The organism is Phytoactinopolyspora alkaliphila, assembly GCF_010550695.1.
Classification (GTDB): domain Bacteria; phylum Actinomycetota; class Actinomycetes; order Jiangellales; family Jiangellaceae; genus Phytoactinopolyspora; species Phytoactinopolyspora alkaliphila.
In genome coordinates this window covers 478,985-497,252 of record NZ_JAAGOB010000002.1, presented here as the reverse complement: position 1 = coordinate 497,252, position 18,268 = coordinate 478,985, and the positions used below count along the sequence as shown (strand labels likewise).

At 66.9% G+C, this 18,268-nt stretch carries 15 protein-coding genes; 7 read left to right on the top strand and 8 right to left on the bottom strand.

The annotated features are described in order from the left end of the window. Positions 1-338 precede the first annotated feature (338 nt). A complete protein-coding gene (locus G1H11_RS05305; RefSeq protein WP_163816711.1) occupies positions 339-1,805 on the top strand; it encodes a hypothetical protein in 1,467 nt (488 codons plus the stop codon). A 42-nt stretch (positions 1,806-1,847) separates the two neighbouring features. On the opposite strand, the gene G1H11_RS05300 is transcribed toward G1H11_RS05305, so the two are convergent. Both G1H11_RS05300 and G1H11_RS05295 read right to left on the bottom strand, forming a co-directional pair. Further along, complete coding sequence (locus tag G1H11_RS05300; RefSeq protein WP_163816709.1) at positions 1,848-2,330, bottom strand: pyridoxamine 5'-phosphate oxidase family protein; 483 nt, start codon at positions 2,328-2,330, stop codon at positions 1,848-1,850. Beyond that, entirely contained in the window at positions 2,327-3,199 is an 873-nt protein-coding gene (locus G1H11_RS05295) for an NAD(P)-dependent oxidoreductase (protein WP_163816707.1), read from the bottom strand. The genes G1H11_RS05300 and G1H11_RS05295 overlap by 4 nt, the downstream gene beginning before the upstream one ends. Positions 3,200-3,283: 84 nt before the next feature. On the opposite strand from G1H11_RS05295, the gene G1H11_RS05290 reads away from it, so the two are divergent. Beyond that, positions 3,284-4,276 carry a GlxA family transcriptional regulator gene (locus tag G1H11_RS05290; RefSeq protein ID WP_163816704.1) on the top strand — a complete coding sequence of 331 codons (993 nt, stop codon included), beginning with the start codon at positions 3,284-3,286 and terminating at the stop codon, positions 4,274-4,276. A gap of 17 nt (positions 4,277-4,293) precedes the next feature. On the opposite strand, the gene G1H11_RS05285 is transcribed toward G1H11_RS05290, so the two are convergent. Then, on the bottom strand, positions 4,294-4,929 hold the full coding sequence (locus G1H11_RS05285) for a YigZ family protein (protein WP_163816702.1): 636 nt from the start codon (positions 4,927-4,929) through the stop codon (positions 4,294-4,296). A 135-nt stretch (positions 4,930-5,064) separates the two neighbouring features. Next, positions 5,065-7,068, bottom strand: coding sequence for a family 10 glycosylhydrolase (locus G1H11_RS05280; RefSeq protein WP_216843465.1), 2,004 nt, complete (start codon positions 7,066-7,068; stop codon positions 5,065-5,067). A gap of 155 nt (positions 7,069-7,223) precedes the next feature. Here G1H11_RS05280 and G1H11_RS05275 point away from each other — a divergent pair, with 155 nt between their 5' ends. Beyond that, positions 7,224-7,937, top strand: a complete 714-nt coding sequence (locus G1H11_RS05275; protein ID WP_163816700.1) for a helix-turn-helix domain-containing protein — start codon at positions 7,224-7,226, stop codon at positions 7,935-7,937. Positions 7,938-7,947: 10 nt separating this feature from the next. Here G1H11_RS05275 and G1H11_RS05270 read toward each other — a convergent pair whose 3' ends face one another. Continuing rightward, positions 7,948-8,349: a VOC family protein gene (locus G1H11_RS05270; protein WP_163816699.1), complete on the bottom strand. Its 402-nt coding sequence runs from the start codon at positions 8,347-8,349 to the stop codon at positions 7,948-7,950. Between the two features lie 165 nt (positions 8,350-8,514). On the opposite strand from G1H11_RS05270, the gene G1H11_RS05265 reads away from it, so the two are divergent. From G1H11_RS05265 to G1H11_RS05255, 3 genes are all read left to right on the top strand, one after another. After that, positions 8,515-9,363 (top strand): SDR family NAD(P)-dependent oxidoreductase, encoded by an 849-nt coding sequence (locus G1H11_RS05265; RefSeq protein ID WP_163816698.1) that lies wholly within the window; start codon positions 8,515-8,517, stop codon positions 9,361-9,363. Positions 9,364-9,499: 136 nt separating this feature from the next. Continuing rightward, on the top strand, positions 9,500-9,898 hold the full coding sequence (locus G1H11_RS05260; RefSeq protein WP_163816697.1) for an ArsR/SmtB family transcription factor: 399 nt from the start codon (positions 9,500-9,502) through the stop codon (positions 9,896-9,898). A 42-nt stretch (positions 9,899-9,940) separates the two neighbouring features. Then, entirely contained in the window at positions 9,941-10,456 is a 516-nt protein-coding gene (locus G1H11_RS05255) for an SRPBCC family protein (protein ID WP_163816696.1), read from the top strand. A gap of 254 nt (positions 10,457-10,710) precedes the next feature. Here the strand turns inward: G1H11_RS05255 and G1H11_RS05250 are convergent, their stop codons facing one another. After that, positions 10,711-12,201 (bottom strand): cation:proton antiporter domain-containing protein, encoded by a 1,491-nt coding sequence (locus G1H11_RS05250; RefSeq protein ID WP_163816695.1) that lies wholly within the window; start codon positions 12,199-12,201, stop codon positions 10,711-10,713. An 86-nt stretch (positions 12,202-12,287) separates the two neighbouring features. Then, positions 12,288-12,515, bottom strand: coding sequence for a cation:proton antiporter regulatory subunit (locus G1H11_RS05245; protein ID WP_163816693.1), 228 nt, complete (start codon positions 12,513-12,515; stop codon positions 12,288-12,290). Positions 12,516-12,701: 186 nt separating this feature from the next. On the opposite strand from G1H11_RS05245, the gene G1H11_RS05240 reads away from it, so the two are divergent. Beyond that, entirely contained in the window at positions 12,702-14,165 is a 1,464-nt protein-coding gene (locus G1H11_RS05240) for an MFS transporter (protein ID WP_163816692.1), read from the top strand. A gap of 83 nt (positions 14,166-14,248) precedes the next feature. Here G1H11_RS05240 and G1H11_RS05235 read toward each other — a convergent pair whose 3' ends face one another. Beyond that, positions 14,249-18,193 carry a S8 family serine peptidase gene (locus G1H11_RS05235; RefSeq protein ID WP_163816690.1) on the bottom strand — a complete coding sequence of 1,315 codons (3,945 nt, stop codon included), beginning with the start codon at positions 18,191-18,193 and terminating at the stop codon, positions 14,249-14,251. Positions 18,194-18,268 lie beyond the last annotated feature (75 nt).

Below are 18,268 nucleotides of genomic sequence, written 5' to 3'. Positions count from 1 at the left end.
CAACGTGTGCTCGGCGTGACGCGGCGCGCTGCAGCTCAACACATCGAGAGACTGGTGAAAGAGGGAATCCTCGCTCCGGTTGAGGGACATCTCAATCCACGCTTCTACATCGCGCCTGATGTGATCCGGACTGTCGAAGGCAGCCGAGTCGATATCGATACTTAAGCTGTCTTTGAGTATCGAATTCACGAGTCATGGGTACATAAGTACCCGTAAGATCGCGATATTCTGTTCCACCACGTATGGCTTGACCTGCCTCCGCCGGTCCTCGTCCGCGCCCGGGCTGGCGAGTTCCCGGTGAGGTGCATGAGATCGCCGCAGAAGGGCACGTTGGTGCGATGGGGAGCTTGCCGGACCGAGAAGAGTTCACCCGCTGGAACGACGAGCTGGCTCGGCTCGGCTCCCGGCTGACCGGCACCGCCGCGCATCAGGAGTTCGTCGACAGCGTGAGCGGCCGGCTCGAAGCCATGGGTCTGCACGTTCACCGCGACGAGCTGCGGTTCCGGCGCTGGGAGCCTCGTCGCTGGGAGCTGTGGATGGGGGGTGAGGCGTCGCAACGCCTCGCTGTCACTTCGCCGTTCCCGTATTCCGGTGAAACTCCTGCCGACGGTGTGACCGGTGAGCTGGTGTACTGCGGCAAGGCGCCCGGTACATTCACCGACGCATCGGGCCGGATCGCCGTGGTGGACGTTCCCGTACCGCGGATTCCCACGGCGTTCCTGCGTCGCCGTTCGGGACACCTGCCGTTGACCATCACCAACCCCGTGGCCGCGTCGTTCCTGCGGGCCCCTGATCTAGCTGCCGCCCGTGAGGCGGGTGTGCGGGCTGTGGTGTGCGTGTGGCGGGGTGTGTCGGCCGAAAACGCCTCCGGGCAGGTGCTGCCGTTCACCACGCCGTACCACGATTGCCCCGCGCTGTGGGTTGACGGCGCCACCGGCGACGAGTTGCTGGACGCGGCGCGAAATGGCCGCCGTGCCACCGTGGTGCTCGACGCCGATGTCGCCGAGGACGCGGTGACGCATTCCATCTGGGTCGAGGTCGCGGGCGCTGACCCTGCCACGGCGGATGAGATTGTCGTGGTGAACACACACACCGACGGCCCGAACCTCGTCGAGGAGAACGGCGGCCTCGCGTTGCTCGGACTCGCCAGGCATGCCCTGCGCGACGGGCGCCGGCGCTGGCGGCGCGGACATGTCTTCGTCTTCGTCAGTGGCCATTTCCGGATCCCTGATCTCGCGGTCGACCCGCTCGGGCAGGCGTGCAGCACCTGGTTGGAGGCACACCACGACCTCTGGGACGGTGCCGGCGGCCATCGGCGGGCCGTAGCCGGGGTCACCGTCGAGCATCTAGGAGCCAGAGAGTGGAACGACCGGCGGGGGCGCTCGTCGTACCGGCCCACGGGTGCTCCCGCACACGAGCTCGTCTACACCGGAAACCCGGAGATGGAGCGCATCTATCAGGCGGCATCACGGCTGCAGCGTCCCCGGCGCCCGGTGACTCTCCGGCCGGCGAACGGAGTCTACTTCGGCGAGGGCGCCGGCCTGTTCCGGGCGGGCATACCCACCATCTCGCTCGTGCCGGGGCCCACGTATCTCACCGCCGAGGCTGCGGACGGTGGCTGGCATTGGTTCGACCCGGTCCTGGCACACGCGCAGCTGAGAACGCTCGCCCGGGTGCTGGAGGAGATCGACCGGACGCCCACGTCTGTGCTCGGCGTGGCGCAGCCGGAGGCAGGGGCCGTTGTCGCTCGGCTTGTCGAACGGCTGCACGACATCACACAACGCCCCGCAAGGCGAGCGCCCTGACCCGAACCTTGCAGGACGTTGCGTGGTCTTTGACTGGTGTTTCTACGGTGCGCTGGCACGCCAGATCCGGCTACGCAGATCGGCGCCGCGAATCACCTGGATGCGCCAAGGCGTGAGGCGCAGCACGTGCAGCTGTGGATCCGAGGGTGCCTTCCAGAAGTTGCCGAGGTGATAACCGGCGCCGCGGGGGCTTGTCTTGCGGTAGAGGTTCCACACGTGCTCCTTGGTCGGCAACGCATTGTCCCACCGGGCGACGGCGTCGACAGCCACCGAGTTGTTCCCGGGCGCCCAGTAAGAGAAATTAGTGTGTGGGTTGGCCGCGATGTGCGCCGTCTTGACCGGAGTCCGATAGGTGGCCAGCCACCCGAGCGGGACTCCCTCCACGTTCTCCCACACGGGAATGAGAACGCGAGTGCGTGGGCGGTTCTCGGCGTCGACTGTGACCATCGTGGCGTAGTTGATGGCTCCGACGTATGCATTGAACTCGGCTTCCAAACCGGCGAACCTGAGAAGTGCCGTGCTCATGCGCTGTTCCTGAGCGATTCTACGGCGCGTGCGAGGCTGTCCGCGCCGTGGCCGGCATCGATCTGCTGATCGATCATCTCCTTGAGAGGGACGAGCGTGGAAGCGGGGATGCCCTGTGATTGGCTGGCTCGGATGATGGTGGCGAGGCCGGCTTGGTTCATCGCCAGGCTGGATTCGTCGGTGGCGTAGTCACCTTCGTCGATCTCCGTGGCGAACGTGGGTAGCGCCGGAAAAGAGTCGGTCAGCCAGGAGACCAGCATCGGGGTGAGTTCGCTCGCGCTGACTCCGGCGGCCGTGGCCATCGCCGTCGCGTGCAGGAAACCGCCGAGCATGCCGTACATCCCGGCGAGGACGGCGACGTCGTAGCCGGAGGCACGGCCGGCGTCGACGCCGAGGTAGGTGCCCTTTCCCAGGATGGCCAGCTCGGCCTTCCACTGCTCATGGACGTCTGCCGAACCGCTGTAGTTGATCGACGACTCTGCGGTGCCGATCGTCTGGGGTATCGCATACACGGCTCCATGGAGGTACTCGGCCCGGTGCTCAGCAGCCCAGGTGGCGAGTTCCCGGGCGTCTTCTGGACCGCCTGAGGTGAGATTAACCAGCGCGTGCCCGCGGACGGCCTCCGCCGCCCCGGCGAGTACCTCACGCGCGGCCGGTGGATCCAGCAAAGTGACGAGCACGAGTTCACTGGCGGTGACCGCCTCGGCTGCGGTATCCGTTCTCACGGCGCCCTTGGCGACCAGCGGCTCCGCCTTGGCGGACGAGCGATTCCAGACCGTTGTGGGGTGGCCGTGACGAAGGAACGTCTCGGCGAGAGCGCTTCCCAGGTTGCCGAGGCCTATGACTGTGATCGGTTTCGGTGGGGTCATGCCTCCATGCTTGCCGTGTATCTCACGCCCAACCAGTGACAGTGGCGACCATTACCACCAAATTCCTGCCATACGATGGCGTTCATGAGTACTGGTTCCGTTGCCTTGGTGGTGCCCGACGAGGTCGGGGTATTAGATATGTACGAGCTGAGCATCCCTGCCACGGTCTTCGGCATGCCGCAACCGGACCTGGCCGATCCCTGGTATGAGCTGCGATTGTGCGGAGCCGAGCAGCGATCGCGGGCCGTCCCCGGCTTCGCCCTGCGGAGTCAGCACGGACTAGAGGGGCTCGTCGGCGCTGACACGGTGATCGTCTCATGGGTGCCGGACGATGTCATCGAGGGCGGGCGGCCGGTGCCGACCGACATGGTCACCGCCCTGCGTCGTGCTCATGATGCGGGGGCACGGATGGTTTCGCTCTGTGTCGGCGCCTTCGCGCTCGCTGAGGCAGGGCTGCTGGACGGCCGCCGCGCCACCGCGCACTGGATGCATACTGCCCAGTTGGCCGAGCGATACCCGAAGGTTCAGGTGGACGACTCGGTGCTCTATGTGGACGATGGCGATGTGCTCACCAGCGCCGGGATGACTGCTGGGCTCGACCTCTGCCTGCACTTGGTCCGCCGCGACCTGGGTGCGGGAATCGCCAATCAGCTCGCCCGCCGATTGGTGGTGCCGGCGCACCGGCAGGGCGGCCAAGCTCAATTCATCGACCTGTCCGTGCCCGCCACCGACGACCAGAGCTTGGTCCCGGTGCTGGACTGGGCGCGGGCGCGCCTCGACGAGCCACTCACGATCGACGACTTGGCCCGGCGCGCGGCTGTGAGCCCGAGGACCTTCTATCGGCGCCTCCAGTCAGCCACCGGGACAACCCCACTGCAGTGGCTGCTCAACCAGCGCCTCACCAAGGCACAGACCCTGCTGGAGTCCACCGACCTCTCCGTGGAGCGGATCGCAGCGCTGAGCGGCCTCGGCACCGCAAATAACCTGCGTCACCACTTCCTCAAGCAGATCGGAATATCTCCCAGCGACTATCGACGGGCCTTTCCCCCAGCATCACGGGTGGACGAGCGCCGGTGATGTTTCGGTGTCGCGCTTCAGGCGTCGACCCATTCGAGCTCCCCAAGCTCCGCGTCCGCAGATCCCGCGCTCCAGGCGGCGAGGTCGGCCAGGGCCCGTTCGACGGACTCCGTCGGAACGGCAAGGGACAGGATGGCATGGTCAGACCGGTACTCTACGCCGTGGACCGTGATCGCTGCGTTGCGGACGGTGCCTTCCAGCCGACCTGCGGTATCGTGCCCGACGCGCGCCTGGAGCCGCCGCATCAGGCGCCGCTCGCGGGTGCCGACGTGGTCCAATGCGGCGGCCACGGCGTCGGAGTAGGCGCGGACCAGTCCGCCCGTGCCGAGGAGTGTGCCGCCGAACCACCGGGTGACGACGGCGACCACGTCGGACACGTCGCGGCGGGCCAGGACGTCCAGCATCGGCGCACCCGCTGTCCCCGACGGCTCTCCGTCGTCGCTGCTGCGCTGCACTTCGCCGCGAGGCCCCAGCCGGAAGGCCGAGCAATGGTGCCGGGCGTCCCAATAGGTGCGGCGGGCCTCCTCCACAACAGCGCGGGCAGCCTCCTCGGTCTCGACCCGGGCAAGCCGGCAGCGGAAGCGCGAGCGTTTGACCTCGACCTCGGCCGCACCGTCTCTAGCGATGGTGCGGTAGCGATCGGTTCCGGACATCCCGCACAGTGTAGGTCGTCGCCGCCGGGCCCTGCGGCGGACCTGGTGAGTGAACAGCGGGAGTGACGCGCCAAGGAGCCGTTGCGGCCGGATTGCGAGTGGCGCCGGCAGCCTGAAGCCCCGCACCAGTGGTGGTTACTGGCGGGTGAGCCGGACGGCGTCGGCGATCACATAGCCGCTCGTGGATGTCCAGCGGCTCACGCCCACGACGTTGCGTTCACCGGCCGCCAGCTGGAACGTGCCCAAGTTCACCCATCTGCCGCCGTTCGACCGCTGATCGACGTTGACCACCTGGTTCCCGCTCGTAGTGGCGACGATGTGGGGAGCGGAGCTGTTGTAGTCGGGGTTGGCCGGATACCAGACCTCCACCCGGTAGCTGGCCGTGGTGGACACATCGGCACGGAACCAGGCGGCATCGCTCGAGGAGACCGGGCTCGCGAATCGGTAGTCCATGCCGAACCGCTGCGAGGACCAGGACGAGGAGCCCCAGTTCGAGCTTGCGGTGAACGCCCCGGACGTGGCGTTGTCGACGGTCACCGACCAGGACTCCCCGGAGCCGGCCGGGACAACGGCCGCCGCGCTCACGGAACTCTCGTTGCGGGTCCGATCCAGCGCGGTGGCGTAGTACGAGTAGGTCTGTGAGGCAGCCGTGGTGTCGATGAACGCGGCGCTGCCGCCTGACGCGCGGACGGTTCCGAGCAGGTGGGAGGCGTCCGCGAAGTCACACGGGTCCGCGGCTCCATCGCCGGCTATCCGGTACACGGCGTAGGAGGTGGCCGCACCTTCGATGGTGAGTGATACTCCGCTTCCGGTCCGGGTGGCGTCGGTGATCGACGGCGCCGCAGGCGTGCCCCCACCCAGATGTGGCATTGCGGGTGTGATGGCCGGACGCGTGTAGTGGTCGCCGGCCAGCCGGGTAATGGCTCCCAGGCGGTCGGCCCGGATGTCCTTGGCGCTGAAGTAGACGTCGCCCTTGACCTCGGGATGGTCGCGGTTGAGGGTGAGGTGGTTGCTCAGCTCCGCGGAGCTGTTCCACGCGCCGCCGTCACCGATCTTGTACGCGCCCTGGCCCACGTAGAGCTGGACATCCGTGCCGCTGACCAGGTCGGACCACCACGGGACCAGCACCGAGTAGTTCGCGGCCGAGTGGCCGATCTCCCAGTAGATCTGCGGCGTGACGTAGTCCAGCCATCCCTCGGTGACCCACTTGCGGGTGTCGGCGTAGATGGCGTCGTAGGACTGCAGCCCGCTGGTGGCGGAGCCGCGGGGATCGGTGGAGCTGTTCCGCCAGATGCCGAACGGGCTGACGCCGAACTTGACGTGCTCCTTGGCCGACGAGATCCGCTGGCTCATCTCCTGGATGAGGAGATCGACGTTGTTGCGCCGCCAGTCGCCGATGTTGCTGAACCCCGCACCGTACTGCTGGTAGGTGGTCTGGTCGGGGATCTGCTGCCCGCTGGCCGGATAGGGATAGAAGTAGTCGTCGAAGTGCACGCCGTCGATGTCGTACCGGGTGACGGCGTCCATCATCGCGTCCTGGACGAAATCGCGCACCGCCGGAATCCCGGGGTTGTAATAGAGCTGGCCGTTGTAGGCGAAGGCCCAGCCCGGATTCTGCCGTACCGGATGGCTGGCCGCGAGATTGTTCCGGTTGGTGTGGGTGGCCACCCGGTACGGGTTGAACCACGCATGGAATTCGATGTCGCGGCTGTGCGCCTCGTCGACCATGAACTGCAGGGGATCGTAACCGGGGTTTCCGCCGGGGCTGCCGGTCAGCCATTGCGACCACGGCTCGTACGACGACGGCCAGAAGGCGTCGGCCGTAGGCCGGATCTGGACCACGACGGCGTTCATGTTGCGCTGCTCGGCGAGATCGAGCCAGGAGCGGAGTTCGGCTCGCTGCGCGTTGGCGCTCAGCCCGGTGCGGCTAGGCCAGTCGATGTTGTAGACCGAGGAGATCCACATCGCTCGGAACTGCGACTTCGGGGTTGCGGGATCGGGTGTGCACTGAGCCGCGGAGACCTGAGCGTCGTTCGGCGCGGATCGTGCGCTGGTACCGGTGGACGGCACGGTGCTGAGTACCCCCACTGCCAGGAGACTGGTGGCCATCACTGTGAGCGCGGTCCGGAACAAGGCCATCGCCGTGCCTCCTCATTATCGGATACGTGCGATTTGGGCTCCGCCGTGAAAATGAGTTTTGTCGATAACCGTGATCTTGACAACCCCTTTGGGCGTAATTGGTGACTCGTTGTCGGCGACACGGGCATGTCACCGCCGACTGTCACACTGGAGGGGTGTACAGGGAACGGCCATCCGTCATCGCCCACGCCGTCGCGTGGTCTGGAAGCGTCGACACTCAGGCCCGGGAGCACCTCGTCCTGCCCGATGGCTGTATGGACCTGCTCTGGGTGAACGACGAGCTGCTCGTGGCCGGGCCGGATGACTCGGCGCACCGCGCGTCCTGGGCACCGTCCCGCCCATATGTGGGGCTGCGATTCGGCGCCGGGGTGGGGCCGCGCGTTCTCGGCCTGCCCGCACGAGAAGTACGCAACCAGCGAATCCCGCTCAGCCAGATCTGGCCGGCTGCGCACGTCAGGGCAGCACGAGATGACCTGTTGCGAGGTTGCGACGCCGCTGAGGCGCTGGAGAGGGTCGCCCTCCGCCGGCTGTCGGACGCGAATCCGCCGGATCCGCTCGCGGCCGGAGTCGTTGAGCTGCTCGGACGCGGCACGCGGGTGGACCAGGTGGCCTGGAGCGTCGGTGTCAGCTCACGGCAGCTGCACCGCCGTTGCCTGGATGCCTTCGGATACGGACCTAAAACACTCGCCCGGATCCTCCGGCTTCAGCGGGCCCTGGACCTTGGCCGCGCCGGCCGCTCCGCGGCGGAGGCGGCCGCCGCCAGCGGATACGCCGACCAAGCGCATATGTCGCGTGAGGTCAAGGCGATGACCGGCGTCACCTTCGGCTCCGTGATTACCGCGAACACCGCGGAACCTCAGCCGGCGTAGGCCCGGAGGCTCACGTGCTCGTGTTCGGCAACGCGGCGAACAGATCCACGTGGTTCTCGTCGGGATCGGTCACCGTGGCGTAGCGCTGGCCCCAGAAGGCATCCCACGGAGGGCGCTCGCCCGCGTAACCGGCCTGCTCCAGCTCCTTGTACAGGGCGTCGACGTCGGTGGGCTCGTCACATTCGAAGGCGAGGGCGATCTGACTGACGCCCGGCTGTTCGTAGCCAGGCGTGAACGAGCGAATCGTCTCGACGGTGTCCCAGGCCAGCCGCATTCCACCAGGCAGGCCGACCTCGACGTGCGGCTGGGCATCGGCCTCGTCCGGGATGTCGAGGCCGAGCCTGCGATAGAACGCGAGAGACCTGCCCATGTCCGCGACGACCAATTCGATGACTGCGATACGTGGTGTCATGCTCCTCACGGTAGGCGGCACGGGCGTGCGCCGTCTTGAAAGAATCGGACGTGGGCCGCCGCGTGGATCGCCCTGCGATCATTGACGGATTACTACCCCCATAGGGGTAGTAGAACGGCGTTGATCACCTATCGACGACATGCCACAGGACGAGAAAGGAATCACATGCATCGGTTCGAGGGGCGGGTGGCGTTCGTGACGGGTGCCGCACACGGAATCGGGCGGGCCACTGCGTTGCGGTTGCGATCGGAGGGCGCCTCCGTCGTGCTCGCGGATGTCGACGAGGAGAACCTGGCGTGGGTAGCGAATGACGTAGCTCACGCCGAGGGCGGCGAACCGGCCGGAGGCGGCGACGACGCCCGGGGAGCGCAGGTGTTCCCCGTCCGCTGTGACGTCACGGACCGCCGCTCGGTCAGTTCCGCCGTGGCGTCGGCGGTGGATCGCTTCGGCGCACTCGACGTGCTGGTCAATACGGCGGGCGGCGCCAACGGACCCGAATTCGATGATTTCGACGACGACGGCTGGCTGCGGGTAGCCAACCTCAATCTGCAGGGCGTGGTGCGTTGTATCGACACGGCGTTGCCGCATCTGCTTGCCTCATCCGTGGGTGGCAGCGTGGTCTCGATCAGCTCCGTGAACGGGCTGGCGGCTGTCGGCTCCATGGCGTACTCCGCGGCGAAGGCGGGCCTGGAGAACCTCACCCGTAACCTCGCGGTCCGCTACGGCCGCCGAACGCTTCGCCACGCAGGGTCCGAGCATCGATCGGTCCGGTTCAACACCGTGGCGCCCGGTACGGTTCGAACCCGCGTCTGGACCACGGATGAGCAGGGTCTGGACAAACTCGAGAACCTTCGGCGGATGTATCCGCTCGACCGCGTCGGGGAGCCGGAGGACATCGCGGCGGCGGTCGCGTTTCTGGCGTCCGACGACGCTTCGTGGATCACGGGGGTCACGCTGCCTGTGGATGGAGGGCTCCTCACCGGGCCGCTGGGCGCCATATCGCCGGAGGACTGAACATCGACGCCGAAGCCTGACCGTCAACGCGCGGCGGTCTTCGAGTGTGGCGGACCACACGGGCCTGCGGTGTACGACGAGGCCCGTGACGTATAACGCTTGACATATATAACAACGAGCGTAAATGATGGGCTGTATGCACGCGTTCGACGTCCTCGGCGACCCGGTTCGTCGGCAGATCCTCGACCTGCTGGCGGACGGCGAAAGGACAGCCGGCGAGATCGTGGCTGCCGTCCAGGGCGAGTTCGGAATCAGTCAACCGGCCGTCTCCCGGCATCTCAGAGTGCTGCGTGAATCCGGGTTCGCGGCCAGTGTCGTCCATGGGCAGCAGCGCGTATACGAGTTGAGGCCGACGCCGCTGGTTGAGGTTGATCAATGGCTGGAGCGGTATCGCGGATTCTGGGGTCAGCGGCTCGACGCGCTGGAGACGGAGATTCGCCGGGGACGACGCGACGCGGGCGCGAGAGAGAAATCCGGCGTGAACGCCAGTGCGGTGAAGCCGAGCGAACATGCGGACAATACGAATGAAGCGTAGGTCGCGTGGCTGCGCGGCCCGACTGAAAGGCAGGACTTCGACATGGCGTCCATAGCTGGCGAGCTGAGGCTGGACGGAGAGCGCCTGGCGGTACGGATCGAGCGCCGATACGTGGCCACGACGCGTGAGGTCTGGGATGCGATCAGTACGCCGGAGCGGTTGCGGAGATGGTTCGCCGAGGTGTCCGGCGATCTCCGTCAGGGCGGCGAGTTTGGCGTCGTCTTCGGGGAGGGCGACGACAACGTCTCGCATGGCAGGGTGATCGACTGTCAGCCGCCGTCGCGGCTGGAAGTGACCTGGTCCTTCGGGGCCGGTGCTGACGATTCGATCCTGGTGGCTGAGCTCGCGTCCGAAGACGAGCACACCATCCTGACCCTAGACCATCGGGGAATTCCTACGGACCAGATCGGTTATGGGGCCGGCTGGGAGGCGTATCTGGATCGGCTGGATGCACATATGGGTGGTGGCCAGCTTGGGGACTGGTGGGAGGCGACGTCACGTCTGATACCTGCCTACAGCGCGGCTGCCGCAGCACTCGATGCCGATCGCGAGCACTGACAGGAACGATATCGCCGCCGAGCCGGGTTATCGAACGCGGAACGGAAGCGCCGAGGCTGGCGCCGATCCGATGGATCAGATGACGAAGTTGCGCCCCCAGGGGCCGTTCGGGCACCTGATCGTTTAGCGTCCACGCTGTGAGATGAGATCAGGCGACACATCCGGGCATCAACCGCGGTGTTCGACATCTGATCTTCGCCACAGCGGATGATCAGACGGCACAGCGACGATCAGGTGACCAAGGGCGGCGTCGGTCAGGAGCTTTCCGTGTGCGGTGCTGCCACGATGGGTGCGCGCACCAGCGTCTCGTCGACGAAGCAGTATCGCCAGTCCTCACCGGGTTCCAGCGATTGCGTGATCGGGTGCCGCTCGGCGCGGGCATGCGTGCTGGCGTGCCGGTTCGGTGAGTCGTCGCAGCAGCCGACCTCACCGCAGGTGACGCACAGACGCAGCTCCACCCAGGTGTCGCCGAGCTCGACACATGGGGGGCAGACGTCGATGTCGGTGGCGGTCACCTTGATCTGGTCGAGGTGCGTGCAGGACGTGCTGATGGTCTCCTCACGCACGTACCGCCACACCGGATGCAGCAACCAGTCCGGCAGGATACGCGCCAGGTACTGAGAGTTCGCGGCGAGCAGCGGGCTGACGATCGCCAGCGTCAGCACGTAGAGAGCGACGAACGGTCCGATCCGGGGGTCGAGTCCGGCGGCAAGCGCGAGAGTCGCCAGGATGAGCGAGAATTCACCGCGGCCGAGGATGGTCAGCCCGACATTGGCGGCAGCTCGCTGGTTGAAGCCGAACAGGCGCGCGGCGACGATGCCTGAGGCGATATTGGCCACGAGGGTGATCAACACCGCGACGGCCACCGGGACCGCCACCGCACCGAGGTCGCCGACGTCGATGCTCAGCCCGAAGGCCACGAAGAACACGGCGGCGAAGACGTCACGCAACGGCAGCACCAAACGCTCTACCCGCTCGCGAACCCTGGTCTGGGAGACCACGAGCCCGATCAGCAGGGCGCCGATGGCGTCGGAGACGCCGACCTCCTCCGAGAGTCCGGCGACCAGGACGACCAGACCGACGACGAGGACCGCGAGCAGTTCGTCTTCCCGGCTCCCGATGAGCGTGCCGATGAACCGTGCACCGTAGCGGGCCACGGCGAAGAGAAGGAGAAGGAAACCGAAACTGATCGCGAGATCACGGACCAGTTCGAGCGCCGTCTCCGAGTCGGACAGAATGGGCGAGAGTAAGGCCAGGTAGAACGCGAGGAAGATGTCCTCGAGGACGATGATGCCCAGCACCACCGGGGTCTCGGCGTTGGTCAGGCGGTGCAGTTCGATCAGCAGCTTGGTGGCGATCGCCGACGACGAGATTCCGACGGCGCCAGCGATGACCAGTGCCTCCGAAGCGCCCCAGCCGAGAGCGAATCCGAGGGCCAGACCCGCCGACAGGTTCAGCCCGATGTAACACCCCGCGGCGAGGAACAGCTTGCGGCCGCTGCCGAGCACCTGTTCCACCGGAAACTCCACGCCCAGGTGGAACAGCAGCAGAATCAGCCCGAGCGCGGCGAGTACAGCGAGATCTTCCGGGTGCTCGATGAGCACCGGCCCGGGGGTTCCGGGGCCCAGCAAGATGCCGACCACCATGTAACACGGCACGGTGGGCAGGCCGACCCGTCTCCCGGCGCGGGCCAGCAGACCCGCGATCAGCACCACCGCGCCGAGGCCCACCAGTTCGACGTGCATGTAGCCCCCTTGAACCGAAGTCAAGACTCATGCCGGTACGCGGCATCGACTCCGTGTGTGCGGATGGCCGCGAAGCGCCGCGGCCGTCATGCCTCGAAGAACGTGGCTGAGAGTACCGCACCGACTTTACGAGCTTGTTCCTCGTTGAGCTCGATCACCGCGGACGGCTCGGCCGAGGCGGAGGCGAAGACGTAGAGATCGCGCACGCCGCCCGACCGGACCACGACGGAAATGCGCTGATCGCTGCGGCCCAGGTCGATGTCGTACCGCTTGCCTATCCCCGGCAGTTCTTGCACGTGCACACCCTGACCCATGTCTCTCCCTCGGCCGGCCATCTGTGCCGCACAACACAATACGCCCGTCGATCGCGTAGCCGTTCGCGCTGAGGCCCGGTGGAAGCGGTGCACGACCACAGGCGCGGGGAATAGGGGCGGCACCTGCGCGGGTTGCCTGCCTGAAACGAAGAACGGCGGATCTCGAAGGCTTTCTGGGAGCGCGAAATGACGGATGTGCGTGTGCCGGACCCGCCCGCCATCGAGTTCGGAAGCCGCCGTGGCCGGCTCATCCTCCTCGCCACGGTGCTCGCTTCGGGGGTGGCGTTCCTGGACGGGACCGTCGTGACCGTGGCCCTTCCACGGATCGGCACCGATCTCGGAGCCGAGTTCTCGGCACTGCAGTGGGTACTCAATGCCTACTTGCTGGCGCTGGGTGCTCTGGTTCTGGTGGGCGGAGCTCTCGGCGATCTACTGGGCCGCCGCCGCGTCTTCGAGGTGGGCATGTGGGGCTTCGGAGTGGCGTCGTTGTTGTGCGCCCTGGCGTGGAGCCCAGCGGCGCTCGTCGGTGCGAGGGCCTTACAGGGGGTCTTCGCGGCACTGCTGACCCCGGCGAGCCTGGCCATCCTCTCCGCCACGTTCGCGACGAAGGACCGAGGCCGCGCCATCGGCGCATGGTCCGGCCTGTCGGGAGTGACGATGGCATTCGGGCCGTTCCTCGGTGGGTGGCTGGTCGACGCGGCGTCCTGGCGGTGGATATTCCTCATCAACCTGCCGGTGCTCGTCGCCGCGATCGCGGTGACCCGGCGAGCCGTCCCCGCGGATGCCGGTGCCGGCGCCGGCCTGGCGAAGGCCGACGTGTTCAACCGCGTCGACCTGCCCGGCGCGATGCTGACCGCCACCGGTCTCGGCCTGATCGTCGCGGCGTTGATCGAAGTCGAGCGGCTACCTGCCTGGGCGGTGATCGTCTCCGTCGGCACCGGCGCGCTGACCCTGTGCGGCTTCGTGGTCTATGAGCGACGCCGAGCCAGGCCGATGATGCCTCCGGAGCTGTTCCGCATTCGCACGTTCACTGTCGCGAACCTGTTCACCGTGGTCGTGTATGCCGCACTGACTGGAATGAGCTTCCTGATCTCCCTCGCCCTGCAGCGCGGGCTGGGCTATTCGGCGCTGGCAGCCGGAGCGGCCACAGTGCCCATCACGCTCGTGCTACTGGCCTTCTCAGCTCGCGTGGGCGCATTGATGGTCCGCACCGGTGCACGGCCCCTGCTGACTATCGGCGGTGTGCTGACGGCGTGCGGACTGCTCATGCTCTCGGGTATCGGCATCGGAACCTCCTACCTGACCGGAGTCTTGCCCGGGGTGATGGTCTTCGCCATCGGCCTGGTGTTCCTCGTCGCTCCAGTGACCACGACGGCGCTGACCGACGTTCCGGGTGCGAGGCAGGGTGTTGCCTCCGGCGTGAACAACGCGGTGGCCAGGATCGCGGGCTTGCTCGCCGTGGCCGTACTGCCGGCTGCCGCCGGCCTTTCCGCGACCGGGGCGATGGAACCCGGCCCACTACTTGACGGTGTCTCGACGGCGTTGCGGATAGCGGCCGTGAGCTGTGTGGCGGGTGCCGTCATCGCCTGGGTCGGTCTGCGTCCGCACGACTGCAAGGTGACTGTTGCCGGACAAGGCACCGCATCCTGATCGCCTTCAGCACCGCATCGGCATACCCCACCCCTCGTGATGGAGGTGGGGTATGCCGATTCCGGCAATGTCCGCGTGTGTGCTCAGCGTGCCGCCAGCGCGGCGGCGCGGATGACCTCCTGTTCGATCCCATTGCCGTGCACATCTTCAGCGGCGACACGGAACGAGACGAATCCGGATCCCTTCGCAGGTGCGCGGTTGCCGAGGTTCACCGCGTAGGAGCCGTCGGCCTGGCGATGCGTGCGCAACTCCTGCCAGCTGACACCGTCGTCGTAGGAAACCTGGAACGTCACCTCACTGACCGTGACGTCGTCGCCCGCCGGATGTCCGACGGTGACCGACACGGTGTTGGGCCCTCGGCGATCCCGCGGCGCGACGAGACGATTGGTCAGTTCGAGGTCGACGTCGTAGTCGAGCGTCAGCAGTGGCACCACCTCGCCGGCGTCTGCGGTTCGGCTAGAGCGGAACGTCCACTCCGTGAGGGTCCGGGTCGACAGTTTTGTCCACGGTGCGTTGTTGTCGATGTGGTACGTGATCCGGAACTGGTCTTCGCCTGGCGGCAGCAGAATGGTTCCGGCCGGCTCCATAGTGGTTTCGCCCAGGATGTCGTCGCCATGCCAGACGCGGAAGAGCGCATTGATTCCGTTTGTCCCGAACGTGGAAAACCCCTTCGCGAAGTTCCCGCCGGCATCGACGATGCCTGCTGTAGGAATATGCAGGATGTCGCGGTATCGAGCGACTGGACGGTCGGGATCGAAGCCGGGGACGAGCGGCTGCCGGAGCCATGACTGCGTTGCGTGATCGGCTCGACCGTATGACGTCAAGGGGCTGTGGAAGACGAGATCGAACGGGGGCGGCGGCTCCGGCCCGCGGTTGTTGCGCCTTTGTTCCGGCGTCGAGACCCCGTACTGCCAATCCACCACGGGATCTACGTTGTGATACACGACCCTTGCTCGAGGGACGCCGAGCAACGGCCGGACGACGCTGGTGGCGTACGGCGCGCCGGGCTGGAACGGGTACGAAGTGGCGCTGAAGCTCATGCCCTCGAGCTGTGCGTACAGTTCCTGGTCCAGCGTGACCGCGTTGTCGTCGGCATCGATCGTATAGGTGAGACTCTGGGAGATGCCGCCACGTTCGGCATAGGCGAGGTCATACACGTACGGGCTGACCGGCGTCCCGTCGGCCCGGACCGTGACCGGTTCGGAGCCCAGTTGCTGCAGGAGGATCAGCCCCTCCTCCCGGGAGAGCCGGATCGTCGGCACACGGAGTATGCCGTACGCGCCGACCTCGCCACTGAGGCCGGGTTCGTCGTTGTAGACGGCGACCATCCTGGCGCCGGCGTCGGCGGCGAGGTTCGACTGCTCGGCCACCGAGGTGTGGTCGCTGCGCTCGATCAAGGCCAGTGCCCCGTCAAGATCGACGTCGACGAGATCTTCCGGGCGGCCCTGGCCGGCATCGGCCACGACCAGATCCATGTGGTCGTCGACGACGGGGAACTGCCAGCTGTTGTCACTGAAGTAGTCCGGCCTGACGTAGCGAGGACGCAGGGAGATGTCGTCCCTGCCGGGCAGATCCAGCGTCACCTCAGGTTCGGCGAGCAACCAGCGGGAGGTGGCAGTCAGCTCGCCGATGCTGACCTCTTCGGTGGGCTGCATGAATAGCCGTTCTTCCAGCTGGCCACCGGGCGCATTCCTGTGATATTCGAACGTCGCGGGTCCGGCCGCCGGTGTTCGGAGCCACGCGAGCTCGAAAGCGCCGCCCAGGATGGGCTCCGCGTCGTGGGATGGCGTTTCGACGTGGACCTCGACCGCTTCTCGGGCGTCCAAGAGCACATCCATGTCTGAGTCGACGGTGAACTCGGGTTTGCCGACCAGGGTGGTGTGAAGCGGCGTGGTGGTGGACGGGTTGCCGTCGCTCTCCGCCCAGCCGGGTTTGGTGAAAACGAACGCCATAGCCGAGTAGGTGCCCTCCGGTACGCGGATACACAGTGCCTGGCCGGCCGGCTGCTCCGGACAGAGGCGGTACATCGGCTCGCCGGTCTCGACATCGATGACGATCGAGTCGATCACGTGTCCCCATAGTTTGGCTGGCCGTCCGTCACGGGCCAGCCCGGCAAGTGTCAGGTCGAAGTGCTCCGGTTCAAGGTAGTAACCCACGGGGGTCTGCGACCGCGTGTCGTCACCGGCGGTGGCCACGAGCCGGCCGGTGGCGAGACCGACCTCGGCCGCGTTCAGATCGAGCACCAATTCCGCGGTGGCGGTGCCGCCGGCCGGCACGGTGATCTGCGCCGGTTCCACAGTGACCGCGATGTCGGCATCCAGGTCGAGATCGAGCGTGACGGACCGCTCCGAGATGTTGCGGTAGGTGACCTCCGTGCGCTGTGGTTCGGGATCCTCGTCGGGGAAGGGCTGCAAGCCGAAGTCGATCGGCCCCCCGACGGTGAAAACCTCGCTGGACATGGCGTGCTCGACGTTGACCCGGCCGGCGCCCTGGTCGTAGGCGCTCAGCCCATCGGTGGCCGTAGCTGTGGACACGAGCAGTCCCTTGAGTTCCTGCGCGTTTAGATCCGGGTGAGCTTGCTTGAGCAGCGCCACGGCTCCGGCAGCGTGTGGTGTTGCCATGGACGTGCCCGAGTAGCGGATATAAGGCCCGTCGGCGTCGCCCGTTCCGCCGGCACGGGCCGCGGCGATCTGTACACCAGGAGCGGTGAGGTCGGGCTTCAGGCGGTATGTTCCGTGGGCCGGTCCGCGGCTGGAGAAGGCGGCGAGCTGATCCTCGTGATCGACTGCGCCGACCGTCAGCGCCGACTCGGCGTCCGCGGGACTGCCGATGCACCGGTCGCAGGAGCCGTTTCCTGCGGCAGCCACGAATAGCGTGTCATGTGTGGAACTCAACGACTCGAGAGCCTCCGTGAGGACGGGGGCCTCCACGTGTCCCGGAGGTAGGCCAAGGCTCAGATTGACCACGTCGGCGCCCTCGCCGGCCGCCCATTCCATGCCGGCGATGATCCATGACAGCAGCCCCGATCCGTCGGCGCCCAGCACCTTCCCGTCGAGCAATGCAGCACCGGGCGCGACTCCGCGGTGCAGGCCGTCCGAGGCCGCCCCGGTCCCGGCCACGGTCGAGGCTACGTGCGTGCCATGTCCGGCGAAATCGCCCGGGTCCAGGTCCCAGGTGAAGTTCTGCGCCGACACCACCTGTCCGGCCAGGTCCGGGTGGTCGTCGTCGATTCCGGTGTCCAGTACGGCGACGGTGACCCCCGAGCCGTCGAACCCCGCATCCCACGCCGCTGGTGCGGAGATCTGCCCGGTGCTGTGGTCGAGCTGAGCGGTGACCACGGCGTCGAGCCAGACCTTCTCCACGTCGGCGAGTGGTCCCGCGGGCTCCAGCCCGTAGGTCTGGGTCGAGCCGTCGGCCGGGTCCACCGCGTCGGCCAGCTCGAAGACCGCACCAGCGAACTCGCTTGTGTCGGACACATCGGCCGTCATCGCTGCCGCGGCGATACTGGTGAACGGCCGCACGTCATCTGTGCCGGGGACCTCCGTTCCGGCCTGTGCCATCAGCCGGTCCTCCGGATAGGTGAGGATCAGCGGCAGGCCGCCGGCGGTGTGGGTGAGTTCGTGTTCGGCCAGGTAGGTGACATTGAATAAGGCGGCATCCAGGCGTTCCGGTACGAGCGCTCGGACGTCCGACGGTACGACGTACAGATCGTCTCCGCGTCCGGACACTCCGAACGACGGAACCGTGCCGTCCGGGCGCGGCGCCGGTTCGACGCGCACCGTGGTGCGATCGCCCTGGACGCCGCCGAGGTGCACACGGTCGCCCGTCACGAGTGTGACGACCGGGTTCCCATCGGCCGGCGAGGCAGGTCCAAAGCCGATGTGGTGTGTGGTCTCCGGGCTCGAGGCCGGCACGGGGGCGGTGGTGCCGGTGACCGGCTGGGCCTGTCCCGGCGTGTCGATGCCGACAGTGACCACGGTAGTAGCGAGCGACATGGCCACGGCGGCGGATGCGAGAGAACGGCTCACGCGACGGGTGCGTCGAATCATCTCGGGGGGCCTTTCGTCGGAGTTGGCAAGATTCTTCGTGAGGTCACTGCGCGA